This window comes from Bdellovibrio sp. HCB274 (genome assembly GCF_047306075.1).
GTDB lineage: Bacteria > Bdellovibrionota > Bdellovibrionia > Bdellovibrionales > Bdellovibrionaceae > Bdellovibrio.
On sequence record NZ_CP178623.1, the window covers coordinates 734,573 to 754,839 of the forward strand.

14 protein-coding genes and 5 tRNA genes are annotated in these 20,267 nt (G+C 46.2%); all 19 read left to right on the forward strand.

Annotation, left to right across the window (positions count from 1 at the left end):
* Nucleotides 1-13: 13 nt before the first annotated feature.
* Nucleotides 14-1,390 (forward strand): sigma-54-dependent transcriptional regulator, encoded by a 1,377-nt coding sequence (locus ACLWNV_RS03610; RefSeq protein ID WP_413586555.1) that lies wholly within the window; start codon nt 14-16, stop codon nt 1,388-1,390.
* Between the two features lie 28 nt (nt 1,391-1,418).
* Entirely contained in the window at nt 1,419-2,918 is a 1,500-nt protein-coding gene (gene proS / locus ACLWNV_RS03615) for a proline--tRNA ligase (RefSeq protein ID WP_413586556.1), read from the forward strand.
* 326 nt (nt 2,919-3,244) lie between these two features.
* A complete protein-coding gene (locus ACLWNV_RS03620; protein ID WP_413586557.1) occupies nt 3,245-3,973 on the forward strand; it encodes a L,D-transpeptidase in 729 nt (242 codons plus the stop codon).
* Nucleotides 3,974-4,016: 43 nt separating this feature from the next.
* Complete coding sequence (gene pyrF / locus ACLWNV_RS03625) at nt 4,017-4,724, forward strand: orotidine-5'-phosphate decarboxylase (RefSeq protein WP_413586558.1); 708 nt, start codon at nt 4,017-4,019, stop codon at nt 4,722-4,724.
* A gap of 1 nt (nt 4,725) precedes the next feature.
* Nucleotides 4,726-5,643, forward strand: coding sequence for a TrmH family RNA methyltransferase (locus ACLWNV_RS03630; protein WP_413586559.1), 918 nt, complete (start codon nt 4,726-4,728; stop codon nt 5,641-5,643).
* Between the two features lie 57 nt (nt 5,644-5,700).
* Nucleotides 5,701-5,776, forward strand: a tRNA-Thr gene (locus tag ACLWNV_RS03635).
* A gap of 29 nt (nt 5,777-5,805) precedes the next feature.
* Nucleotides 5,806-5,891 (forward strand) — tRNA-Tyr (locus ACLWNV_RS03640).
* A 49-nt stretch (nt 5,892-5,940) separates the two neighbouring features.
* A tRNA-Gly gene (locus tag ACLWNV_RS03645) sits at nt 5,941-6,017 on the forward strand.
* Between the two features lie 10 nt (nt 6,018-6,027).
* Nucleotides 6,028-6,102, forward strand: a tRNA-Thr gene (locus tag ACLWNV_RS03650).
* A gap of 72 nt (nt 6,103-6,174) precedes the next feature.
* Nucleotides 6,175-7,365, forward strand: a complete 1,191-nt coding sequence (gene tuf, locus ACLWNV_RS03655) for an elongation factor Tu (RefSeq protein WP_413586560.1) — start codon at nt 6,175-6,177, stop codon at nt 7,363-7,365.
* A gap of 260 nt (nt 7,366-7,625) precedes the next feature.
* Nucleotides 7,626-7,701 (forward strand) — tRNA-Trp (locus ACLWNV_RS03660).
* Nucleotides 7,702-7,737: 36 nt separating this feature from the next.
* A complete protein-coding gene (gene secE, locus ACLWNV_RS03665) occupies nt 7,738-8,115 on the forward strand; it encodes a preprotein translocase subunit SecE (protein WP_413586561.1) in 378 nt (125 codons plus the stop codon).
* Nucleotides 8,116-8,124: 9 nt separating this feature from the next.
* The gene (nusG, locus tag ACLWNV_RS03670; protein ID WP_413586562.1) at nt 8,125-8,658 is read left to right on the forward strand and encodes a transcription termination/antitermination protein NusG; all 534 of its coding nucleotides are present in this window, start codon (nt 8,125-8,127) and stop codon (nt 8,656-8,658) included.
* A gap of 89 nt (nt 8,659-8,747) precedes the next feature.
* Nucleotides 8,748-9,170 (forward strand): 50S ribosomal protein L11, encoded by a 423-nt coding sequence (gene rplK, locus ACLWNV_RS03675; protein ID WP_340599043.1) that lies wholly within the window; start codon nt 8,748-8,750, stop codon nt 9,168-9,170.
* Nucleotides 9,171-9,179: 9 nt separating this feature from the next.
* Entirely contained in the window at nt 9,180-9,884 is a 705-nt protein-coding gene (rplA, locus tag ACLWNV_RS03680) for a 50S ribosomal protein L1 (protein ID WP_413586563.1), read from the forward strand.
* 229 nt (nt 9,885-10,113) lie between these two features.
* Nucleotides 10,114-10,644 (forward strand): 50S ribosomal protein L10, encoded by a 531-nt coding sequence (gene rplJ / locus ACLWNV_RS03685; RefSeq protein WP_413586564.1) that lies wholly within the window; start codon nt 10,114-10,116, stop codon nt 10,642-10,644.
* Between the two features lie 86 nt (nt 10,645-10,730).
* On the forward strand, nt 10,731-11,099 hold the full coding sequence (gene rplL, locus ACLWNV_RS03690) for a 50S ribosomal protein L7/L12 (protein ID WP_413586565.1): 369 nt from the start codon (nt 10,731-10,733) through the stop codon (nt 11,097-11,099).
* A gap of 730 nt (nt 11,100-11,829) precedes the next feature.
* Nucleotides 11,830-16,029: a DNA-directed RNA polymerase subunit beta gene (gene rpoB / locus ACLWNV_RS03695; protein ID WP_413586566.1), complete on the forward strand. Its 4,200-nt coding sequence runs from the start codon at nt 11,830-11,832 to the stop codon at nt 16,027-16,029.
* Between the two features lie 26 nt (nt 16,030-16,055).
* On the forward strand, nt 16,056-20,186 hold the full coding sequence (rpoC, locus tag ACLWNV_RS03700; protein ID WP_413586567.1) for a DNA-directed RNA polymerase subunit beta': 4,131 nt from the start codon (nt 16,056-16,058) through the stop codon (nt 20,184-20,186).
* The last annotated feature ends 81 nt before the right edge of the window (nt 20,187-20,267 follow it).

The window sequence follows — 20,267 nt, forward strand, 5'->3', positions numbered from 1 at the left end:
AAGAAGGTCCGTGATGGCGGCTCTATCTACAAAAATTCTGATTATTGATGACGAAGCACCGATTCGTGATGTGCTTTCAGCTTCATTGAAAGATGAAGGCTATCAGGTGTTCCTGGCCCATGACGGAGATTCCGGGTTGCAGGCGATCAAAGACGTCCAACCCGATATCGTTTTCCAGGATATCTGGATGCCCGGAAATATCGATGGTATCGAAGTTCTGACTCGTTCACGCAAGGAATTCCCGAATGTGGAGTTCGTGATGATCTCTGGTCACGGAACGATCGAAACCGCTGTTAAAGCGACAAAACTTGGCGCGTGGGATTTCATCGAAAAACCGCTTTCCATGGACAAGATCCTGATCGTGATTTCAAACATTCTAAGCTACCAGCAACAAAAGGAAGAAAAAGCCCTGTTGTTGAACAAGCTTCGTAAATCCATCGCTCTTGTCGGTGAAGCTCCATCCATCGTAGCTACCAAACAAGTGATCGCGCGTGTGGCGCCGACAAACTCTTGGGTTTTGATTCAAGGGGAGGCCGGCACCGGTAAAGAACTTGTAGCTCAAAATATTCATTATCTAAGCACTCGCGCCAGCCGTCCTTTTGTTGAAATCAATTGCGGTGGTATTCCTGAAGATCTTTTGGAAGCAGAAATCTTCGGAATCGAAAAAGGTGCGATGCCGGGAGTGGATCGCGCTAAAAAAGGCAAATTGGATTTGGCCCACGGCGGGACATTGTACATCGCCGAAATCAGCGAAATGAACAAAGAAGCCCAGGCGAAGCTTTTGTCTTACCTGGACGACAAAAAATACCGTCGCGTCGGCGGTTCGGAGCAGATTGAAAACGATGTTCGCGTGATCGCAGCATCTTCCAAAGATCTGGATAAAGAAGTTAAGGAAGGCCGCTTCCGTGAGGACCTATATTACCGTCTGAACGTAATTCCATTCAGAGTTCCAGCCCTTCGTGAGCACCCTGAAGACATCCCGGTTCTGGTTTCTTATTTCTCGGACAATGTGGCCTCTGAAAGTGGTTACCCTAAGAAAGCGATCAGCGAACAGGCTATGAACAAGATGTTGGCCTACCAGTGGACCGGAAACGTTCGTGAGCTTAAAAACTTTATCGAACGTGTTTACATCCTGACTCCGGGCGAATTCGTTGACGTTCACGACCTGCGTTTTGCCGGTTTGATCGATAAAGATGATGAACAAGGCTTTGAGATGCAGGATCTGTCCACGTTCCGCGAGGCGCGAGCTCAGTTTGAAAAAGAATACCTGCTTCGCAAGATCAATGAAAACGGCGGTAATATTTCAAAAACTGCCGAAGTTATCGGTCTTGAGCGCAGTTACCTTCATAGAAAAATTAAAGCCTACGGCATTGATTCAAAAGATATTTAGTTTCGAAAGATTTTAAGGAAGTACAGAAATGTCAGATACAGCGATTAAACCAACACGTTCTGAAAACTACCCTGAGTGGTACCAACAAGTTATCACAGCAGCTGATATGGCCGAAAATTCTCCGGTCCGTGGTTGCATGGTGATCAAGCCCTGGGGTTACGCTGTATGGGAAAACATGCAGGCAGTTTTGGATCGCATGTTCAAAGATACTGGGCACGTAAACGCGTACTTCCCATTGTTGATCCCACTTAGCTTTTTGGAGAAAGAAGCGGAACACGTTGAAGGTTTCGCGAAAGAGTGCGCGGTCGTAACTCATCACCGTTTGAAAGGCGATGGCAATGGCAAGCTTGTTCCGGATGGTGAACTTGAAGAGCCACTTATCATTCGTCCAACTTCCGAAACCATCATCGGCCACCAGTTCGCAAAATGGGTTAAGTCTTACCGTGACCTTCCTGTTTTAATTAACCAATGGTGTAACGTGATGAGATGGGAAATGCGCACGCGCATGTTCCTAAGAACTGCAGAGTTCTTGTGGCAAGAGGGACACACCGTTCACGCGACTGCCAAAGAAGCCCAAGAGGAAACTTTGCAAATGTTGGACGTGTACGCGGACTTCGCTGAAAACTACATGGCGATGCCTGTGATTAAAGGGATGAAAACTTCTGATGAGCGTTTCCCAGGTGCTGTTGATACCTATACTATCGAAGCCCTGATGCAGGATAAAAAAGCTCTGCAAGCGGGAACGTCCCACTTCCTGGGTCAAAACTTCGCCAAAGCTTCCGGTATCAAATACCTAAGTGCAGAGGGCAAAGAAGAAACCGCGTGGACAACTTCCTGGGGGGTTTCAACTCGCCTTATCGGCGGTTTGATCATGACTCATTCAGATGATAACGGTTTCGTGGTTCCACCAAGAATCGCTCCACTTCACGTGGTAATCGTGCCTATCTACCGTAACGACGCCGAAAAAGCTCAGGTTCTGGAATACGTAAACAGCCTGGCAAAAGAAGTGAAAGCACAAAGCTACAACGGGGGCTCTGTTCGCGTGAAAGTCGATGACCGCGATATCCGTGGCGGCGACAAAGCATGGCAGTACATCAAGCAGGGTGTTCCAGTGCGCGTTGAGGTAGGTCCTCGTGACATGGCCAAAGGCGAAGTGTTCGTCGGCCGTCGTGACAAAGGCCCGAAAGAAAAATCCGGCCAGGCCCGCGACGCCTTCGTTCAAGGCATCAGTGGTCTATTGCAGGAAATCCAGGACGGCTTGTTCGAAAGAGCCAAAGCTTTCCGCGACAGCAACATCAAAAAAATCACGGACCTTAAAGAATTCGAATCCCACTTCAAGGGCGAAGAAAACTCCGCCCCGGGTTTCGCACTGGTTCCATGGTGTGAAGCGGGTATCGGTCACGAGTTGCTGGCATCACTGAAAGTAACTCCACGCTGCGCTCCTTTGCAGCAGGAGCCAATCTCCGGAAACTGCATCTTCTCCGGTAAGCCCGCAACAAAATGGGTACTATTCGCTAAGTCGTACTAAGAACGTCACCAGCTCAGTTTTCTCTTCGTTGCTTCGTCGTCGCTGTACAGGTAGTACAGCTTCCTCCTAGCGCCTCGATAAAACGGACCTGTCGACGTTCTGTGCAAGGCTCAGTTCTGTTCAAGGCTCAGGTGCAGGGGTTCATTGAGTTTACTCGCAATTGGAAGGCCCTAGGTCTGCAATTGACTCTTTCAAAACAATTATAAATTTGGCGAACGGAGGGAATTTTCCTCCGTTTTTTTATTCGCTTTGACCGCCTCTGGAAGTGAGCAGATTCTGAATTTGGAACTGGGATTTTTCCATAGCCAATAACAGGAGGGATTCTTATGAGAACCTTAGCTTTATCCTTGTTGTTGCTCGTTTCAGGTCTTTCCCCAAGTCTGTACGCCAACGAAGATGATGCATCCACCAACCCACCATCGCCGGAATACTCGGCACCCCTTGATGACCTCATGACCACCGACGAAATCGCCAATGAAATCGGCGCCCCGCGAACTGAAATGCGCGCCGCTGTGATCGATCCGGAAATCATCGCGGCACAGGACGGCATTGACGTCTATCGTGAATACGCGATCGTCCTTCGCATCAACAAAGCACCAATTGGCCCGACAGCCCAGCAGATGCAGGTCATGGAAAATGGCGTGTTGACGGCAAACTGGCTGGTTTCAACCGGTCGGGAGAAATATGAAAAAGCCAAAAGCGGCCGCTGGTATTGGACCGTCACTCCGACCGGCACGTACTCGCCCTATAAGTTAGTGCTCAGCCACTATTCGTACACATGGAAAGCGAAGATGGAGTTTGCCATGTTCTTTAACGGCGGGGTCGCAGTCCATGCCACGACTCCGGATCACTATAAAGAACTCGGTCAAAGAGCTTCAGGTGGTTGTGTCCGACTTCACAGGGACAATGCCCTGATAATTTGGAACAAAGTCACAGCGCAGCCCAAAAAGCTGGTTCCCTTGTTTAACGAAAACGGTCGTGTCGCTCGCGATGTAAATGGAAATCCGATCCGGGTAATGGGTTGGAACACTCTGATAATCGTCGAAAACAAATGACCCTTTTCTGAGTTTGTGAGAAGGTGGAGTGCAGGAGTTATTCATGAATAAAAACCTGCACTCTCATCCCATGAAAAATCCAATTATTCTTGCGCTTGATGTGGATACCCGTGATCAGGCGTTAAAAATCGCCGACGAGATCGGTGATATCGTCGGCGGAATTAAAGTCGGTCCACGACTGTGTCTGCGCTACGGTCTGAAATTCGTTCAGGAGCTTTCTCAGCGCGCACCCATTTTTATGGATAATAAACACTTCGATATTCCCTCCACTATGGAGGCTGCGGTCCGCGCCAGTTTCGACGCTGGTGCCTCATTGGTGACAGTGCATGCTTTGAGTGGGGCAGAGGCTCTTAAAAAAGTTGCCGCTGTCGAGGCAGAACTGAACAAGCAGCGCCCGTTCAAAGTGTTGGCCGTGACGATTCTGACTTCGTGGGATCAAAACTCCCTGCCTTTGGTAATGAAATCTCAGCCCATTCCTCAGCATGTAACTGATTTGGCGAGTTTGGTTCAAAATTCAGGATTAAATGGAGTTGTCTGCTCTCCTCATGAACTGGACCTTTTACAAAATCGCGGCCTCTATCTTGTCACGCCGGGAATTCGCTTTAGTATGAACGACTCTGGCGATCAAAAGCGTATTATGGGCCCGAAGGAAGCACTTGAAAAAGGTGCCTCTGCTCTGGTTGTAGGTCGTCCCATTTTAGAAGCAAAAGATATCAAAGAAGCAGCAAAACAGTTTGTGATGGCGATATAGTATGAAAAAGAATAATTTCCGCTCTGGCGGCAGCTCAAAAAATAACTCTCAAAAATCCACTCAGGGCGGTCGCTCTCAAGGAGCACGCACTCAGCAGGGTGGTCGTCACCAGGGTGGCGGTCGTCCTCAGCAGGGCGGTTCCCGCTCTGAAAATTCAATTCCTCGAGAGTGGCGCATTGTCGTCGGCAATCACGCCATCAAAGAAGCTCTTCAAATACACCCTAAAAAGGTGAAAGGCATGTGGCTTAAGAATGGCTGGGAAACTTCAGCTGATTTGCGCGATATTGAAGAGCTTGCACGCAAGCACCACATCACTCCGGAGCTTCGCCAGGAAACTGTGATTGATAAATTCGGTTCTTCCCATCAGGGTGCAGCTCTTTTTGTTGAAGGCGGCCCGGGTCTGGACCTGGACCACGTGGGAAATTTGGATACGTCGATTCTTTTGATGCTGGACGGTATCGAAGATCCGCACAATTTGGGTGCGATTCTAAGAACTTCCTGGCTGACCAACGTTAAAGGTGTATTTATTCCAGAGGACCGCGCGGTGGGTCTAACTCCGACAGTTCATAAAGTTGCGTGCGGCGGCGTGGAGCATGTTCCGGTCGAAGCCACAACTAACTTTAATAAGTACGCGGAAACATTAAAAGAAAAAGGATATTGGATTTACGGTCTAAGTCCTCGTGGAAAACGATCTATTTTCGAATTGGATTTGCCCGAGAAAGTAATTTGGGCAATCGGAGCCGAGGACAAAGGTTTGAGAGTGACAACGGAACGCCTTTGTGATGAATTGGTCTTCATTCCGCAAACGAGTGCTTCTGCATCTTATAATGCGTCTGTCGCCACGGCCATGGCCTTGACGGAGACTTTAAGGCAGCACGCGGTGCGCGGAAATCGCAAAAAATCGCAGTCCGACAAATAATTATCTTTGACGAATGTAGATTTTTTCCACTATAACTCTTTCGGTTATCTCAGTGATGCTGGTTTAGCTCAATTGGTAGAGCAGCTGATTTGTAATCAGCAGGTTGCGGGTTCGAGTCCCATAACCAGCTCCAAATTTCTCTGAGTAAGTATTTAAAAAAATGGGTAGGTGCCCGAGTGGCTAAAGGGGACGGACTGTAAATCCGTTAGCTTACGCTTACGAAGGTTCGAATCCTTCCCTGCCCACCATTTTTTAAATATTTTCTCGGTGAAATATGGTTGCCATCTGATCGATCGGGCGGGAATAGCTCAATTGGCTAGAGTATCTGCCTTCCAAGCAGAGGGTTGCGGGTTCGAGACCCGTTTCCCGCTCCAAATTTCAGACGCCCATGTAGCTCAGTGGTAGAGCACACCCTTGGTAAGGGTGAGGTCGTCGGTTCGGCTCCGATCATGGGCTCCACTTAGTTTTACTTGTATTTAATAAAATAGGCTTTAAGTTAGATAAAAATAAAAAATCTCTGCAGGAGGAACAATGTCTAAAGAGAAATTCACCCGTAATAAACCGCATGTTAACATCGGTACAATCGGTCACGTCGACCATGGTAAAACAACTTTGACTGCTGCTATCACTACTACTCTTGCAGCGGCTGGTAAAGCTCAAGCGATGTCTTACGATCAAATCGATAAGTCTCCTGAAGAGAGAGAGCGTGGTATCACTATCTCTACTACTCACGTTGAGTATGAAACTGAAAACCGCCACTACGCACACGTTGACTGCCCAGGGCATGCTGACTACGTAAAAAACATGATCACTGGTGCTGCTCAAATGGACGGCGCTATCCTAGTTGTTTCTTCTGCTGACGGTCCTATGCCACAAACTCGTGAACACATCCTTTTGGGTCGCCAAGTTGGTATCCCTGCAATGGTTGTTTTCATGAACAAAGTTGACATGGTTGACGATAAAGAACTTCTTGAGCTTGTTGAGCTTGAAATCCGCGAACTTCTTTCTAAGTACGAATACCCAGGCGACGAAATCCCTGTAGTAAAAGGTTCTGCTTTGAAAGCTTTGGAAGGTGATTCTTCTGAAATCGGTCGCCCAGCTATCATGAAATTGATGGAAGCTTGCGACGCTTACATTCCACAACCAGCTCGTGCTACTGACAAAACTTTCTTGATGCCAGTAGAGGACGTATTCTCTATCTCTGGTCGTGGTACAGTTGTTACTGGCCGTGTTGAGCGTGGTATCGTTAAAGTTGGTGACGAGATCGAAATCATCGGTATCCGTCCAACTCAAAAAACTACTGTTACTGGTATCGAGATGTTCCGTAAACTTCTTGATGAAGGTCAAGCGGGCGACAACTGCGGCGTTCTTCTTCGTGGTACTAAAAAAGAAGACGTTGAGCGTGGTCAAGTTCTTGCTAAACCAGGTTCAGTTAAACCTCACAAAAAATTCAAAGCTGAAGCGTACATCCTTACTAAAGAAGAAGGCGGACGTCATACTCCATTCTTCAACGGTTACCGTCCACAGTTCTACTTCCGTACAACTGACGTAACTGGTGTTTGTACTTTGAAAGCTGGCACTGAAATGGTTATGCCAGGTGACCGCGTTGAATTGGCTGTTGAGTTGATCGCACCAATCGCGATGGAAAAAGAATTGCGTTTCGCGATCCGCGAAGGTGGCCGTACAGTTGGCGCCGGCGTTGTTATCGAAATCCTTGAGTAGGATTAACGCAGCATAGGCTGAAATAAAATCACCCGGGGGACTCCTTGACAAAAGGGTCCCCCTCGGTGTTTCTTGGCATTCCAAAAGTATTTTTTATTTTTGGTTGTAGTTCTGGTCAGATTCTCCCTCTGAATGTATCGAAGGGGAGATTATTGATGAGAATTTATCGATCACAAGGCGCAAGAAGGAGGCCCTACTGTTCAGTAGGCCGACGACGAAGCAACGCCGGGAGCGGTAAATTATCATCAATAAGATCGTGCAGGGGTGTAGCTCCAGTGGTAGAGCGAACGACTCCAAATCGTTAGGTCGTGGGTTCGAATCCCTCCGCCCCTGCCAATTTCTACAGAAATATTTCAACAGGAATGAGGTATCGTGGAAAAAGCTAATTCAAAGATTATTACTTTTAGTTTTGCAGTTGCAGGCGCATTGGTTGGATTGACTGTGCACATGCTAATCAAAGCATTCTCGGGTGCATTTGGTGTTGTTGCAAAATTGGCTGACAACGACTTGTTCAAACACGGTCTTCCGGTTGGTGCAGGGATCGTTTTGTTTGCGGTTCTTCAATTCAACCCACGCGTTTTCGCATGGGGCGAGGAAGTGGTATCTGAAATTCGTAAGGTCGTATGGCCTTCACGCAAAGATACAACGGCAATGACTATCGTTTGTATCGTAATGGTTCTTATCTCAAGCGTGATTATCAGCTCTTTTGACCTGATTTCTGGCTTCTTTATCAACTATCTAATGAAGTAAGGATCGGCCATGGACAAAAAGTGGTACATCGTCAACGTTCAGACAAGTTGTGAAAACACGGCTAAAAAGGCTATCGAAGAAAAGATCAAAACTTCCAAAATGGAAGAGTTCTTCGGAGATATCCTTATTCCCGCTGAAAACGTAGTTGAGCTTGTAAAAGGCCAAAAACAAACGAGATCGCGTAAATTTTTCCCGGGCTATATCTTCGTTCAAATGTTTTTGAACGATGAGACTTGGCATTTGGTAAGAAATGCGTCAAAAGTAACAGGCTTTGTGGGAGGCACTAAAACTCGTCCCCCAGAAGTACCTGAAGCAGAGGTTTTCCGCGTAACTCAGCAAATGGCTGGCGTTGCAGAAAAACCGAAAATGAAGGTGAAGTTCTCTGTTGGTGAAAATGTGACTGTTGTTGACGGTCCATTCGCTAACTTCCAGGGAACAGTAGAAGAAGTGAACGAGGACAAAGCGAAGCTTAAAGTTCTTGTGAGCATCTTCGGTAGACCGACTCCAGTTGAGTTGGACTATATTCAAGTAGATAAAGCTTAAAACTGACGCTCACATAGGGTGAGCTTCGGATATTAGAAAGCACTTCGGCTTGCCGAAGTAATTAACACAACCTCTTGCAGGAGTGGGTCATGGCAAAAAAAGTTACAGGAATGATCAAGCTGCAAATACCGGCAGGGAAAGCTAATCCAGCTCCTCCCGTTGGACCGGCACTTGGACAGCACGGGGTAAACATCATGGAATTCTGTAAGCAGTTCAACGCTCGTACACAAGCGTTGGGTGATAGCATCATCCCTATCATCATCACTGTTTACCAAGACAGATCGTTTACTTTCATCACAAAAACACCACCGGTGTCTTCTTTGATTAAAAAGGCGTTGAAATTGGAATCTGGTTCCAAAATGCCTCAAAAAGATAAAGTTGGTAAAATTAATAACGATCAAATCAAGCAAATCGCTACAACGAAATTGCCTGACTTGAACTGCTTGAAAGTTGAATCCGCAATGTCACAAGTTGCTGGTACAGCTAAGAGCATGGGCATCGACATCGCGTAGGAGTGAACAATGGCAGGTAAAAAGTTCGCAGCTGCTTCTAAGAAAGTAGATTCTGCAAAAAAATACTCTGTTGAAGAAGCATTCAAACTCGTTGTTGAGACAGCTCCAGCGAAATTTGATGAATCTATCGACGTAGCATTGCGTTTGGGTATCGACCCTAAGCAATCTGATCAACAAGTTCGTGGCGCAATCGCATTGCCTCACGGTTTGGGTAAAGAAGTAAAAGTAGTTGTTTTCGCAAAAGGTCCTAAAGAGGCTGAAGCGAAAAACGCTGGCGCAGACTTTGTTGGCGCTGACGACCTTGTGGCTAAAATCCAAGGTGGCTGGTTGGATTTCGATAAATGTATCGCGACTCCAGATATGATGGCGACTGTTTCTAAAGTTGCTAAAATTCTAGGGCCTCGTGGTTTGATGCCGAATCCAAAAATCGGTACTGTAACTATGAACGTTGGCGAAGCCGTAACTGCCGAGAAAAAAGGTAAGTTGGATTTCCGCGTTGATAAAGCAGGTATCGTACATGCTGGTATCGGTAAGAAATCTATGGGCGATGCTAAACTTCGTGATAACTTCATGACCCTTTTGGGCGCGATCGTTAAAGCGAAACCGGCTTCTTCCAAAGGTATCTACCTAAGATCTATCAACGTTGCATCCACTATGGGTCCAGGCGTTAAGATCGAACCAAATGCGGCAGCAGCTGCAACTGGTGTTAACTAGTTTTTAAATTAAGCTCTGGCTTCTGGCCGGGGCTTTTCTTTTTTGAACTGGTTCTTTGTTTTTAAATTTATTGCGATCAGAGACAGTAGGTTTTCGCTTGTGAATGTAATCCCGCGAATGTGTGGGGCCTACCGAGATAAGGCAAAAAGGTTATATGACCTCCAAACCGACCTGATTCGCACACACCCCTTCGCAAGAAGGGAAAAGTCTAATGAAAGGAGGCTCACTTATGATCACTCGCGCAGATAAAGAGCAAGAGATTAAGCTTATCACTGAAAAGTTCGGTAACGCTAAAGGAGCTTTCATCGTCGACTTCAAAGGCATCAAGGTTGAGCAAGTTACTAACTTGCGTAAAAAATTGAATGCTGCTGATTCAGAGATGAAAGTTGTCCGTAATACTCTAGCAAAAAGAGCGTTCAAAGATCACCCAGCTATTGAAAAAGCATTTACTAATTCAATGAAGGGTACTAACGCCATCGTATTCTCATACGGTGAAGTGAACGCAACTGCTAAAACATTGGCTGATTTCGCTAAGGACGTAGAAGTTCTTCAAATCAAGTCTGGTGTAATGGATGGCGAAGCTTTGGATGATGCTAAGATTAAATTCTTGGCGACACTTCCAGGGAAAGACCAACTCCGCGCTATGTTCCTTGGTACGCTATTGGCTTCTGGCTCTGCACTTGCAAGATGCTTGAATGCTTACGCCGAGAAACTTGGTGGCGGCGCTACTGCTGGTACTGAAGAAGCTCCACAAGCGTAATTGCTTGAACTCCGGTTGTTCGGAGTGGATGGAAGCTAGTTAACTTGAATTTTTAAATAATTTTTTTAAATCCCTGGAGGATTAAAATGTCTCTAACTAACGATCAACTTGTTGACGCATTGTCTGCGAAAACAGTTCTAGAAATCGCTGAACTTGTAAAAATGCTTGAAGAAAAATGGGGCGTTTCTGCTGCTGCTCCTGTAGCTGCTGCTGGCGCTGGCCCTGCTGCTGCTGTTGAAGAAAAAACTGCTTTCGACGTTATCTTGGTTGATGCAGGCGCGAACAAAATCAACGTAATCAAAGAAGTACGTGGTTTGACTGGTTTGGGTCTTGCTGAAGCTAAAGCTCTTGTTGAAGCTGGTAACAAAGCTGTTAAAGAAGGCGCTTCTAAAGAAGACGCTGAAAAAATCAAAAAAGCTCTTGAAGCTGCAGGCGCGAAAGTTACTGTTAAGTAGTCTTTCGAACCAATTTGGTTTTGAAAATGCCGAAAGCCTCGTGGAAACACGGGGCTTTTTGCTTTTTAGGACCTTGTTGTGAAGTCGACCGTCATGCTTTTCGGAAATCTGTGGTCTACCTCTGGTAATTTCCGACACGCGCATCCGGCGCTCACCCGGCTTGGGTACCGCATCCTGCGGGCCGGGAGGTCGGAAATTACCAGAGGCAGCCCCCAGCTTCCCGAAAATCACAACTGACGCATTAAATCATGATGCCTAAAAACAACAAGCCCCGCGTTTCTAAGATCTCCAAATCGGAGAATCACGTTCAATAAAATAAAAATCGAAGGAAAAACTACTTCGCGTAACCGAGAAATTTGGTTTTGTGGTGGTTTCGATTATTTATTTTCTTACAAAACTTCTTTTATGACCTCGAAACAGCGTTTTGGGGAGGGGGAGGGCTTGCATATTTTGAGGCCTCCGCCCCCGCACGATGCGGTACCAAGGGGCGGTGAGGGCCGGAAGCCCGTGCCCAAAATATGCAAGCCCTCCCCCTCCCCAAAATGCGGCCTTCCGAAGCCAAAATCTCAAGAGGTTTTGTAAGAAGGTAAAGAACCGAAAGTATCGATAATCCCTTGCTTTTTTGAAAACCCGGACGTAGTTTAGTTCCTTGCGTTTAGATTTTATTTAATGTGGTTCTTGATTCTTCCGCCCGAAGTGAAGTTTCGATTTTCTTATCACGGAGAGTACATTGGAAAAAACTCCAGTTACGGCTTCTAACATTCGAGTTAGAAAGTCTTTCGCGAAAAATAAGCAAGTCATTGATATTCCAAATTTGATTGAATTGCAGAAGTCTTCTTACGAAGCTTTCATTCAAAAAGATATGGATCCAGATCGCCGCGGCGAAGCTGGTCTTAATGGCGTTTTCAAATCTGTTTTCCCAATCACAGATTTCAACAACACTGCAAGCCTAGAGTTCGTATCTTACACTCTTGAGCCGGCAAAATACGACGTAGATGAGTGTCGTCAGCGCGGAATGACTTTCGCTGCTCCGATCAAGGTTACTCTTCGTCTTATCGTGTTTGATGTTGATGAAGAAACTGAAGCACGTTCAATCCGTGACGTTAAAGAACAAGAAGTTTACTTGGGCGAAATCCCATTGATGACTGCTAACGGTTCTTTCATCATCAACGGTACTGAGCGCGTTGTTGTATCTCAGTTGCACCGTTCTCCGGGCGTGTTCTTCGATCACGACGGTGGTAAAAACAATGCTTCTGGTAAATTGATCTACTCTGCACGCGTGATCCCTTACCGTGGTTCTTGGTTGGATGCTGAATTTGACCAAAAAGATTTGATCCACGTTCGTATCGATCGTCGTCGTAAATTCCCAGTTACAATTCTTTTGAAAGCATTGGGTTACAACGCTGAACAACTTCTTGAATACTTCTACGACCTTGACGAAGTTTACGTTAAAGGCGGCAAGTTGTTCCGTAAGCTTGATATCGAAAGAATGTCAGGTCAAAGAGCTCTTACAGACATCGTTGATCCAAAAGGTGGCGAAGCACTGGTTAAAGCCGGTCGTCGTATCACTCGTGCGATCGTTAAGAAGATCAAAGATCTTAACATCACTGAGCTTGAAGTTGAACCAAATGACCTTGACGGTAAAGTTTTGGCGAAACCACTTATCGACGAATCCACTGGTGAGATCATCGCTGATGCAAATGCTGAGTTGAACTCTGCAATCATCAAGCGTTCTATCGAAGCTGGTATCGATCGTTTCTTCATGATCTTCTTCGACGGTTTGACTGTTGGACCTTACCTTCGCAACACATTGTTGGTTGATAAAGTTTCTAACAAAGACGAATCACTAGTTGAGATCTACAAACGCCTTCGTCCAGGTGAGCCTCCAACTTTGGAAGCTGCTACGACGTTCTTCGGTCGTTTGTTCTTCGATCCTGAGACTTATGATCTTTCTGAAGTTGGTCGTATCAAGATCAATCACAGATTCGGTATCTCTATGGAAGAGTGCCCACCGTCTCACAGAACACTTACTCACAAAGATATCTTGAGCACTATCAAAACTCTGATCGATCTTAAAAATGGTCGCGGTGTTATCGACGATATCGATCACTTGGGTAACCGTCGTGTTCGTTCAGTTGGTGAGTTGCTTGAGAACCAATACCGTATCGGTCTAGTTCGTATGGAACGCGCGATCCGTGAACGTATGTCTCTACAAGACGTAGAAACAATGATGCCTCACGATCTGGTAAACGCGAAACCAGTGAACGCGGTTGTTAAGGAATTCTTCGGTTCTTCTCAATTGTCACAGTTCATGGATCAAACGAATCCGTTGTCTGAGATCACGCACAAACGTCGTTTGTCTGCTCTAGGACCCGGCGGTTTGACTCGTGACCGTGCAGGTTTCGAAGTACGTGACGTACATCCTACGCACTACGGTCGTATCTGTCCGATCGAAACTCCAGAGGGACCAAACATTGGTTTGATCGCTTCCTTGGCGACTTACGCTCGTATCAACAACTACGGTTTCATCGAGACTCCGTACCGTAAAGTTGATCAAGGCGCAGTTTCTAAAGACATCAATTACTTGTCTGCATTGGAAGAAGCGGGTCATTACATCGCTCCAGCAGCTCGTGATGAAGCTGGTAACAAAGCCATCCAAACTGCTACGACAATCACTCGTCGTGACGGTGAGTATGAGATCGTTGATAAAGATAAAGTTGCATTGATGGACGTTTCTCCATCTCAGCTGGTATCTATCGCGGCGTCTTTGATTCCGTTCCTGGAGCATGACGATGCCAACCGTGCCCTGATGGGTTCGAACATGCAACGTCAAGCGGTTCCATTGTTGCGTTCTCGCGCACCACTAGTTGGTACAGGCGTAGAGCGTTTGGTTGCTCGTGACTCTGGTACATCTGTCGTTGTTCAAAACGACGGTATCGTTGAAGAAGTAGATGCATCTCGTATCGTTATCCGCCGTTTTGCAAAAGGTGGCGAGCTTGGTGCGAACGTAGATATCTACAATTTGACTAAGTACCAACGTACGAACCAAAACACATGCTTCAATCAAAAACCAATCGTAACTGTTGGTGACAAGGTTTCCAAAGGCGACATCGTTGCTGACGGTCCTTCAACTGAGCTTGGTGAGTTGGCTCTGGGTCAAAACATCCTGGTAGCGTTCACTCCTTGGCAGGGTTACAACTTCGAGGACTCCATCCTTATTTCTGAGCGTTTGTTGAAAGACGACGTTTACACATCTATCCACATCGAAGAGTTCGAGTGCGTAGCGCGTGACACGAAACTGGGTAAAGAAGAGATCACTCGCGATATCGCAAACGTAGGTGAAGAAGCACTTAAAGACCTTGATAGCTCTGGTATCATCCGCATCGGTGCGGAAGTTCGCCCTGGCTTCATCCTGGTTGGTAAAGTGACTCCTAAAGGTGAAACTCAACTTTCTCCTGAAGAAAAACTTTTGAGAGCGATATTCGGTGAAAAAGCTGGTGACGTACGTGATACATCACTTCGCGCACCATCTGGCGTTTACGGTACAGTTATCGACGCTCAAGTTTACTCTCGTGAAGGCGCAGACCGCGATGAGCGTTTGTCTTCAATCATCGAAGAGAAAAAACGCAAGCTTGAAAAAGACTTGGCTGTTGAGCAAAACGTTATCAAAAATAACTCCATCACGAAACTTCGCGATATCCTGGTAGGCAAAATCACTACTGGCGTATTGTTGAATGAAGATGGATCTCAAAAACTTTTGAACAAAGGTCAATCGATCACGATCGCGGATATCGAAACAATTCCATTCGAATTGTTGAACTATATCCCTCTTGAACAAGACCTTGAGTTCCAGGTTAACAAAATCATCGACAACGCCCGTAACCAACTTGACGCAGTTAAATTGGTATTCAACGAGAAGATCGACCGCCTTCGTAAAGGTGACGAGCTTCCTCCAGGCGTTATCAAAATGGTTAAAGTTTACGTTGCGATTAAACGTAAAATGCAAGTCGGCGATAAATTTGCCGGCCGCCACGGAAATAAAGGTGTCGTTTCTAAAGTATTGCCTGTTGAAGACATGCCATACCTAGCAGACGGTTCTCCGGTTGACATGGTTCTGAACCCACTGGGCGTACCTTCGCGTATGAACATCGGTCAGGTCCTTGAGGTTCACTTGGGTTGGGCAGCGCACAACTTGGGTAAACAAATCGGTGCCCACCTTGATAAGTGGAATGCTGAAAATGCTCGTAAAGAGATGAAAGATATCTTCAATGACTCTGATATCAGCGCGAAACTTGATGGCGCAGATGAAGGTTCATTGAAATCAATGGTAACTCGTATGAAGAACGGTATCCACGTTGGAACACCGGTATTCGACGGTGCTCGTGAAACAGACGTTAAGAACTTGCTTGCGAAAGCAGAAGTTCCACTTTCCGGTAAATCCATCCTATTCGATGGCCGTACTGGTGAGCCGTTCACGAATCCGGTTACTGTGGGTATCATGTACATGCTTAAACTTCACCATCTGGTTGAAGAGAAGATCCATGCTCGTTCTATCGGGCCTTACTCTCTAGTTTCGCAACAGCCATTGGGCGGTAAAGCTCAATTCGGTGGTCAGCGTCTCGGGGAGATGGAGGTTTGGGCGATCGAAGCATACGGTGCCGCTTACTCTCTACAAGAGTTCCTAACTGTTAAGTCAGATGACGTAGCTGGTAGAACTCGTATGTACGAAAGTATCGTTAAGGGTGAAAACATCCTTGAGCCGGGTCTTCCTGAATCGTTCAACGTTCTAGTGAAAGAGCTTCAGTCTCTTGCATTGAATGTTGAGTTGATGGAGTCCGACATCCTTCGTGACCAAGATGAAGATCTTGATGACGGTGGCGATGTTATTGAAGCAACTGTTGTGGCTCCTACTGAGCCAGAGCAGCACTAATTAATATTTAACAACAGGGGTGTTCTTTGAGAGACTTGTTGAATTTTTTCGATAAACCAAAAGATCCACTTTCGTTTGACGCCGTACGAGTATCGTTGGCGTCACCTGAAATGATTCGTGACTGGTCATTTGGTGAAGTTAAGAAGCCAGAAACTATCAACTATCGTACATTCAAGCCTGAGCGTGACGGCTTGTTCTGTGCGAAAATCTTCGGTCCTATCAAGGATTACGAGTGCTTGTGCGGTAAGTATAAACGTATGAAGTACCGTGGCGTCGTCTGTGAAAAGTGCGGCGTTGAAGTAACACAAACTAAAGTTCGCCGTGAACGTCTAGGTCACATTGAGCTTGCGACTCCAGTTGCACACATCTGGTTCTTGCGCTCACTGCCTTCTCGTATCGGTAACTTGCTTAACCTTTCTTTGAAAGATGTTGAGAAAGTTTTGTATTGTGAAGCACACGTGGTTATCGATCCAATGGAAACTACATTGGAAGAAGGCCAGGTATTGACTGAAGAAGCATTGCAAGCTGCATTGAACGAATTCGGTCCTTCATTCAAATACGGCATGGGCGGCGAAGCTGTTCGTGACCTTTTGAGAAAAATCGATCCAGAATATTTGTCTCGTAAACTTCGTATGGAAGCTAAAGACATCAAATCTGAAGCGGGCATGAAGAAAATCACTAAGCGTCTTAAAGTTGTTGAGGCTTTCAAAGGCTCTATCAACAAACCTGAATGGATGATGCTTGAGGCTCTTCCTGTATTGCCACCGGATTTGCGTCCGTTGGTACCACTTGATGGTGGTCGTTTCGCGACTTCAGATCTAAATGATCTTTACCGTCGTGTTATCAACCGTAATAACCGTTTGAAACGCCTTCAGGAGCTTAACGCTCCAGACATCATCATCCGCAATGAAAAACGTATGTTGCAAGAAGCAGTAGACGCATTGTTGGATAATGGTCGTCGCGGTAAGACTTTCACTGGTCCAAACAAACGTCCTCTTCGCTCCCTTTCTGATATGTTGAAAGGTAAGCAGGGTCGTTTCCGTCAAAATCTACTTGGTAAACGTGTGGACTACTCTGGTCGTTCCGTTATCGTTGTAGGTCCGACGTTGAAATTGCACCAATGCGGTCTTCCTAAGAAAATGGCTTTGGAGCTATTCAAACCATTCGTTTACAACAAACTTGAAGAAAAAGGCCTGACTGCGACGATCAAGCAATCCAAAAAAATGGTTGAGCAAGAATCCGTTGAAGTATGGGATATCCTGGCTGACGTGGTTAAAGAACATCCAGTTCTTCTAAACCGTGCGCCAACTCTTCACAGACTTGGTATCCAGGCCTTCGAACCTGTTCTTCACGAAGGTAAAGCGATCCAATTGCATCCACTAGTGTGCGGTGCCTTCAATGCCGACTTCGACGGTGACCAAATGGCGGTTCACGTTCCACTTTCTGTGGAATCTCAAGTTGAAGCTCGTGTTTTGATGATGTCTACGAACAACGTTCTTTCTCCAGCGTCTGGTAAGCCGGTTATCAATCCATCACAAGATATCGTGTTGGGCTTGTACTGGTTGACTCGTAACCGTCTTGGAGCAAAAGGAACTGGCAAAATCTTCTCGACTGTTCAGGAAGCTCAATACGCTTACGAAACAGGCTTGGTAGACTTGCAGGCTACTTGTAAAGTTCGTATCAACGGTAAGTTGCAGGAAACAACTGTAGGTCGCGCGATTCTTTCTGATAGCGTTCCTAAAGAAGTTCCTTTCAACGACGTGAACGTAATCATGACCAAGAAACAAATCGCAGCTTTGATCGACAAGACTTTCCGTCTTGCTGGTGCAAAAGCGACTTGTATCCTGGCTGATAAAATCATGGAACTTGGTTTCAAATATTCAACAGCTGCAGGTATGTCTATCGGTATCGATGACATGGTTATCCCGGCTGCCAAGGCTCCAATGATCGCGGATGCGGAAAAACAAGTTACTGAAATCCAAACTCAGTACGATGAAGGTTTGATCACAGATGGTGAGCGCTACAATAAGGTAGTGGATATCTGGGCACAAACTGCTGACAAAATTGCCAAAGAAGGTATGAACGCGATTGAAAAACAAACGTTCATCGTTGATGGCAAAGAGGTAGTTGGACCTTCATTCAATCCAATCTACATCATGGCTGAATCCGGAGCCCGTGGTTCCGCGACTCAGATCCGTCAGTTGGGTGGTATGCGTGGTTTGATGGCGAAACCTTCTGGTGAGATCATCGAAACACCGATCACTGCGAACTTCCGTGAAGGTTTGACAGTTATTCAGTACTTCATTTCTACGCATGGTGCTCGTAAAGGTTTGGCCGATACAGCATTGAAAACTGCGAACTCCGGTTACTTGACTCGTCGTTTGGTTGACGTTGCTCAAGACGTGGTTGTGTCTGAAATGGATTGCGGAATTGACGACGGTTTGGAAATCACTCCAGTTTACGAAGCTGGTGAGATCATCCAAAACATCGGTGATCGTATCCTTGGTCGTACAACATTGAGAGATGTTGTTGATCCTCAAACTAACAACGTTGTTGTTAGAGCGAACCAGGAGATCACAGAGAACGACGTTAAAACTATCGAAGGCTTGGGTATCGATAAAGTCGACATCCGTTCAGCCCTAGTGTGCCAATCTAAACGTGGTGTGTGTGTGAAATGTTACGGCCGCGACTTGTCTCGTGGTGCAACTGTGAACCTTGGTGAAACAGTTGGTATCATCGCCGCACAATCGATCGGTGAGCCGGGTACTCAGTTGACGATGCGTACGTTCCACTTGGGTGGTGCGGCTTCTCGTTCAGTTGAACAATCCGTTCATACGACTCGTTATGACGGTACAATCAAATTGGTTAACGTTCATGCAGTTACAAACCGCAATGGTAAATTGACGGTTATGAATCGTAATGGATCTGCACTAGTTATCGACGAAGCAGGCCGCGAGCGCGAAAACTTCAAGCTTGTTTACGGTGCTGTATTGAACTTTAAAGAAAATGACAAAGTTGCCAAAGGGCAAACAGTTGTAGAATGGGATCCATATTCGAATCCAATCATCGCAGAGGTTTCTGCGAAGATCCAATACCAGGATATCGAAGAAGGTTCTACGATGCAGGAGCAAGTGGATGCGGTAACTGGTTTCGCGACTAAAGTTATCATGGAATCCAAATCTTCTGACATCAAACCAACTGTGTTCCTGGTTGATGGCAATGGTAAGACATTGAATCTTCCTGGTCGTGACATCCCTGCGAGATATTTGATCCCAGTGGGTGCTCAGCTTCTAGTAGCTGACGGTCAAGAGATCCATGCCGGTGACGTTATCGCGAAAATGCATCGTGAGACTTCGAAAACGAAGGATATCACGGGCGGTCTTCCGCGCGTTGCTGAATTGTTTGAAGCTCGTAAACCGAAAGAAGCAGCAATCATCTCTGAAATTGATGGTTATGTGACATTCGGTAAAGACGTTAAAGGTAAACAACGTGTGATCGTAACTCCTGAAGTGGGTGAGCAAAAAGAATATCTCATCCCTAAAGGTAAGCACGTTGCTGTAAGAGAAGGTGAGTACGTAAGAGCCGGTGAGGCGTTGATGGACGGTCCAACAAATCCTCATGACATTCTGGCGGTTCTGGGTGCTAAGGCCCTATCTGCATACCTTGTTGATGAAATCCAAGAAGTTTACCGACTTCAAGGTGTTGCTATCAATGATAAGCATATCGAAGTGATCGTTCGCCAAATGCTACGTAAAGTAGAGATCAAGGACGCTGGTGACAGCCGCTTCTTGGCTGGTGAGCAAGCAGAGAGATATGCTTTCGACGAAGAAAATGCTCGTTTGAGCCGTGAAGGTGGACAACCTGCTACATGCAATCCACTTCTTCTTGGTATCACGAAAGTTTCTTTGAGCACTGATAGCTGGATCTCAGCAGCGTCATTCCAAGAAACAACAAAAGTACTTACAGAAGCGGCGATTAATTCTCGCACAGACCATTTGCGTGGTTTGAAAGAGAATATCATCATGGGTCGTTTGATCCCTGCAGGTACTGGCTTAACTTCTTACAAACGTTGGAAAGTTTCAGTTGCAGAAGACGACGATACTTCATTCGTGGCATTGCCAGGGATGACGGCTTCTTCTCAGCCTCACCAAGGTTAATGAACCGCGGTGCCCCACGACCTCAAAGCCGCCTCACTAGCGGTTTTGAGGGCTAAGGCCCCGGATCTTGTAAGAAAAATG

Excerpts from the sequence above, each read along its gene's own strand:
- ACLWNV_RS03620 (WP_413586557.1), top strand. The coding sequence starts at position 3,245 with ATGAGAACCTTAGCTTTATCCTTGTTGTTGCTCGTTTCAGGTCTTTCC.
- nusG (WP_413586562.1), top strand. The coding sequence starts at position 8,125 with ATGGACAAAAAGTGGTACATCGTCAACGTTCAGACAAGTTGTGAAAAC.
- ACLWNV_RS03610 (WP_413586555.1), top strand. The coding sequence starts at position 14 with ATGGCGGCTCTATCTACAAAAATTCTGATTATTGATGACGAAGCACCG.
- rplL (WP_413586565.1), top strand. The coding sequence starts at position 10,731 with ATGTCTCTAACTAACGATCAACTTGTTGACGCATTGTCTGCGAAAACA.
- rplA (WP_413586563.1), top strand. The coding sequence starts at position 9,180 with ATGGCAGGTAAAAAGTTCGCAGCTGCTTCTAAGAAAGTAGATTCTGCA.
- rplK (WP_340599043.1), top strand. The coding sequence starts at position 8,748 with ATGGCAAAAAAAGTTACAGGAATGATCAAGCTGCAAATACCGGCAGGG.
- pyrF (WP_413586558.1), top strand. The coding sequence starts at position 4,017 with ATGAATAAAAACCTGCACTCTCATCCCATGAAAAATCCAATTATTCTT.
- proS (WP_413586556.1), top strand. The coding sequence starts at position 1,419 with ATGTCAGATACAGCGATTAAACCAACACGTTCTGAAAACTACCCTGAG.
- ACLWNV_RS03630 (WP_413586559.1), top strand. The coding sequence starts at position 4,726 with ATGAAAAAGAATAATTTCCGCTCTGGCGGCAGCTCAAAAAATAACTCT.
- rplJ (WP_413586564.1), top strand. The coding sequence starts at position 10,114 with ATGATCACTCGCGCAGATAAAGAGCAAGAGATTAAGCTTATCACTGAA.
- tuf (WP_413586560.1), top strand. The coding sequence starts at position 6,175 with ATGTCTAAAGAGAAATTCACCCGTAATAAACCGCATGTTAACATCGGT.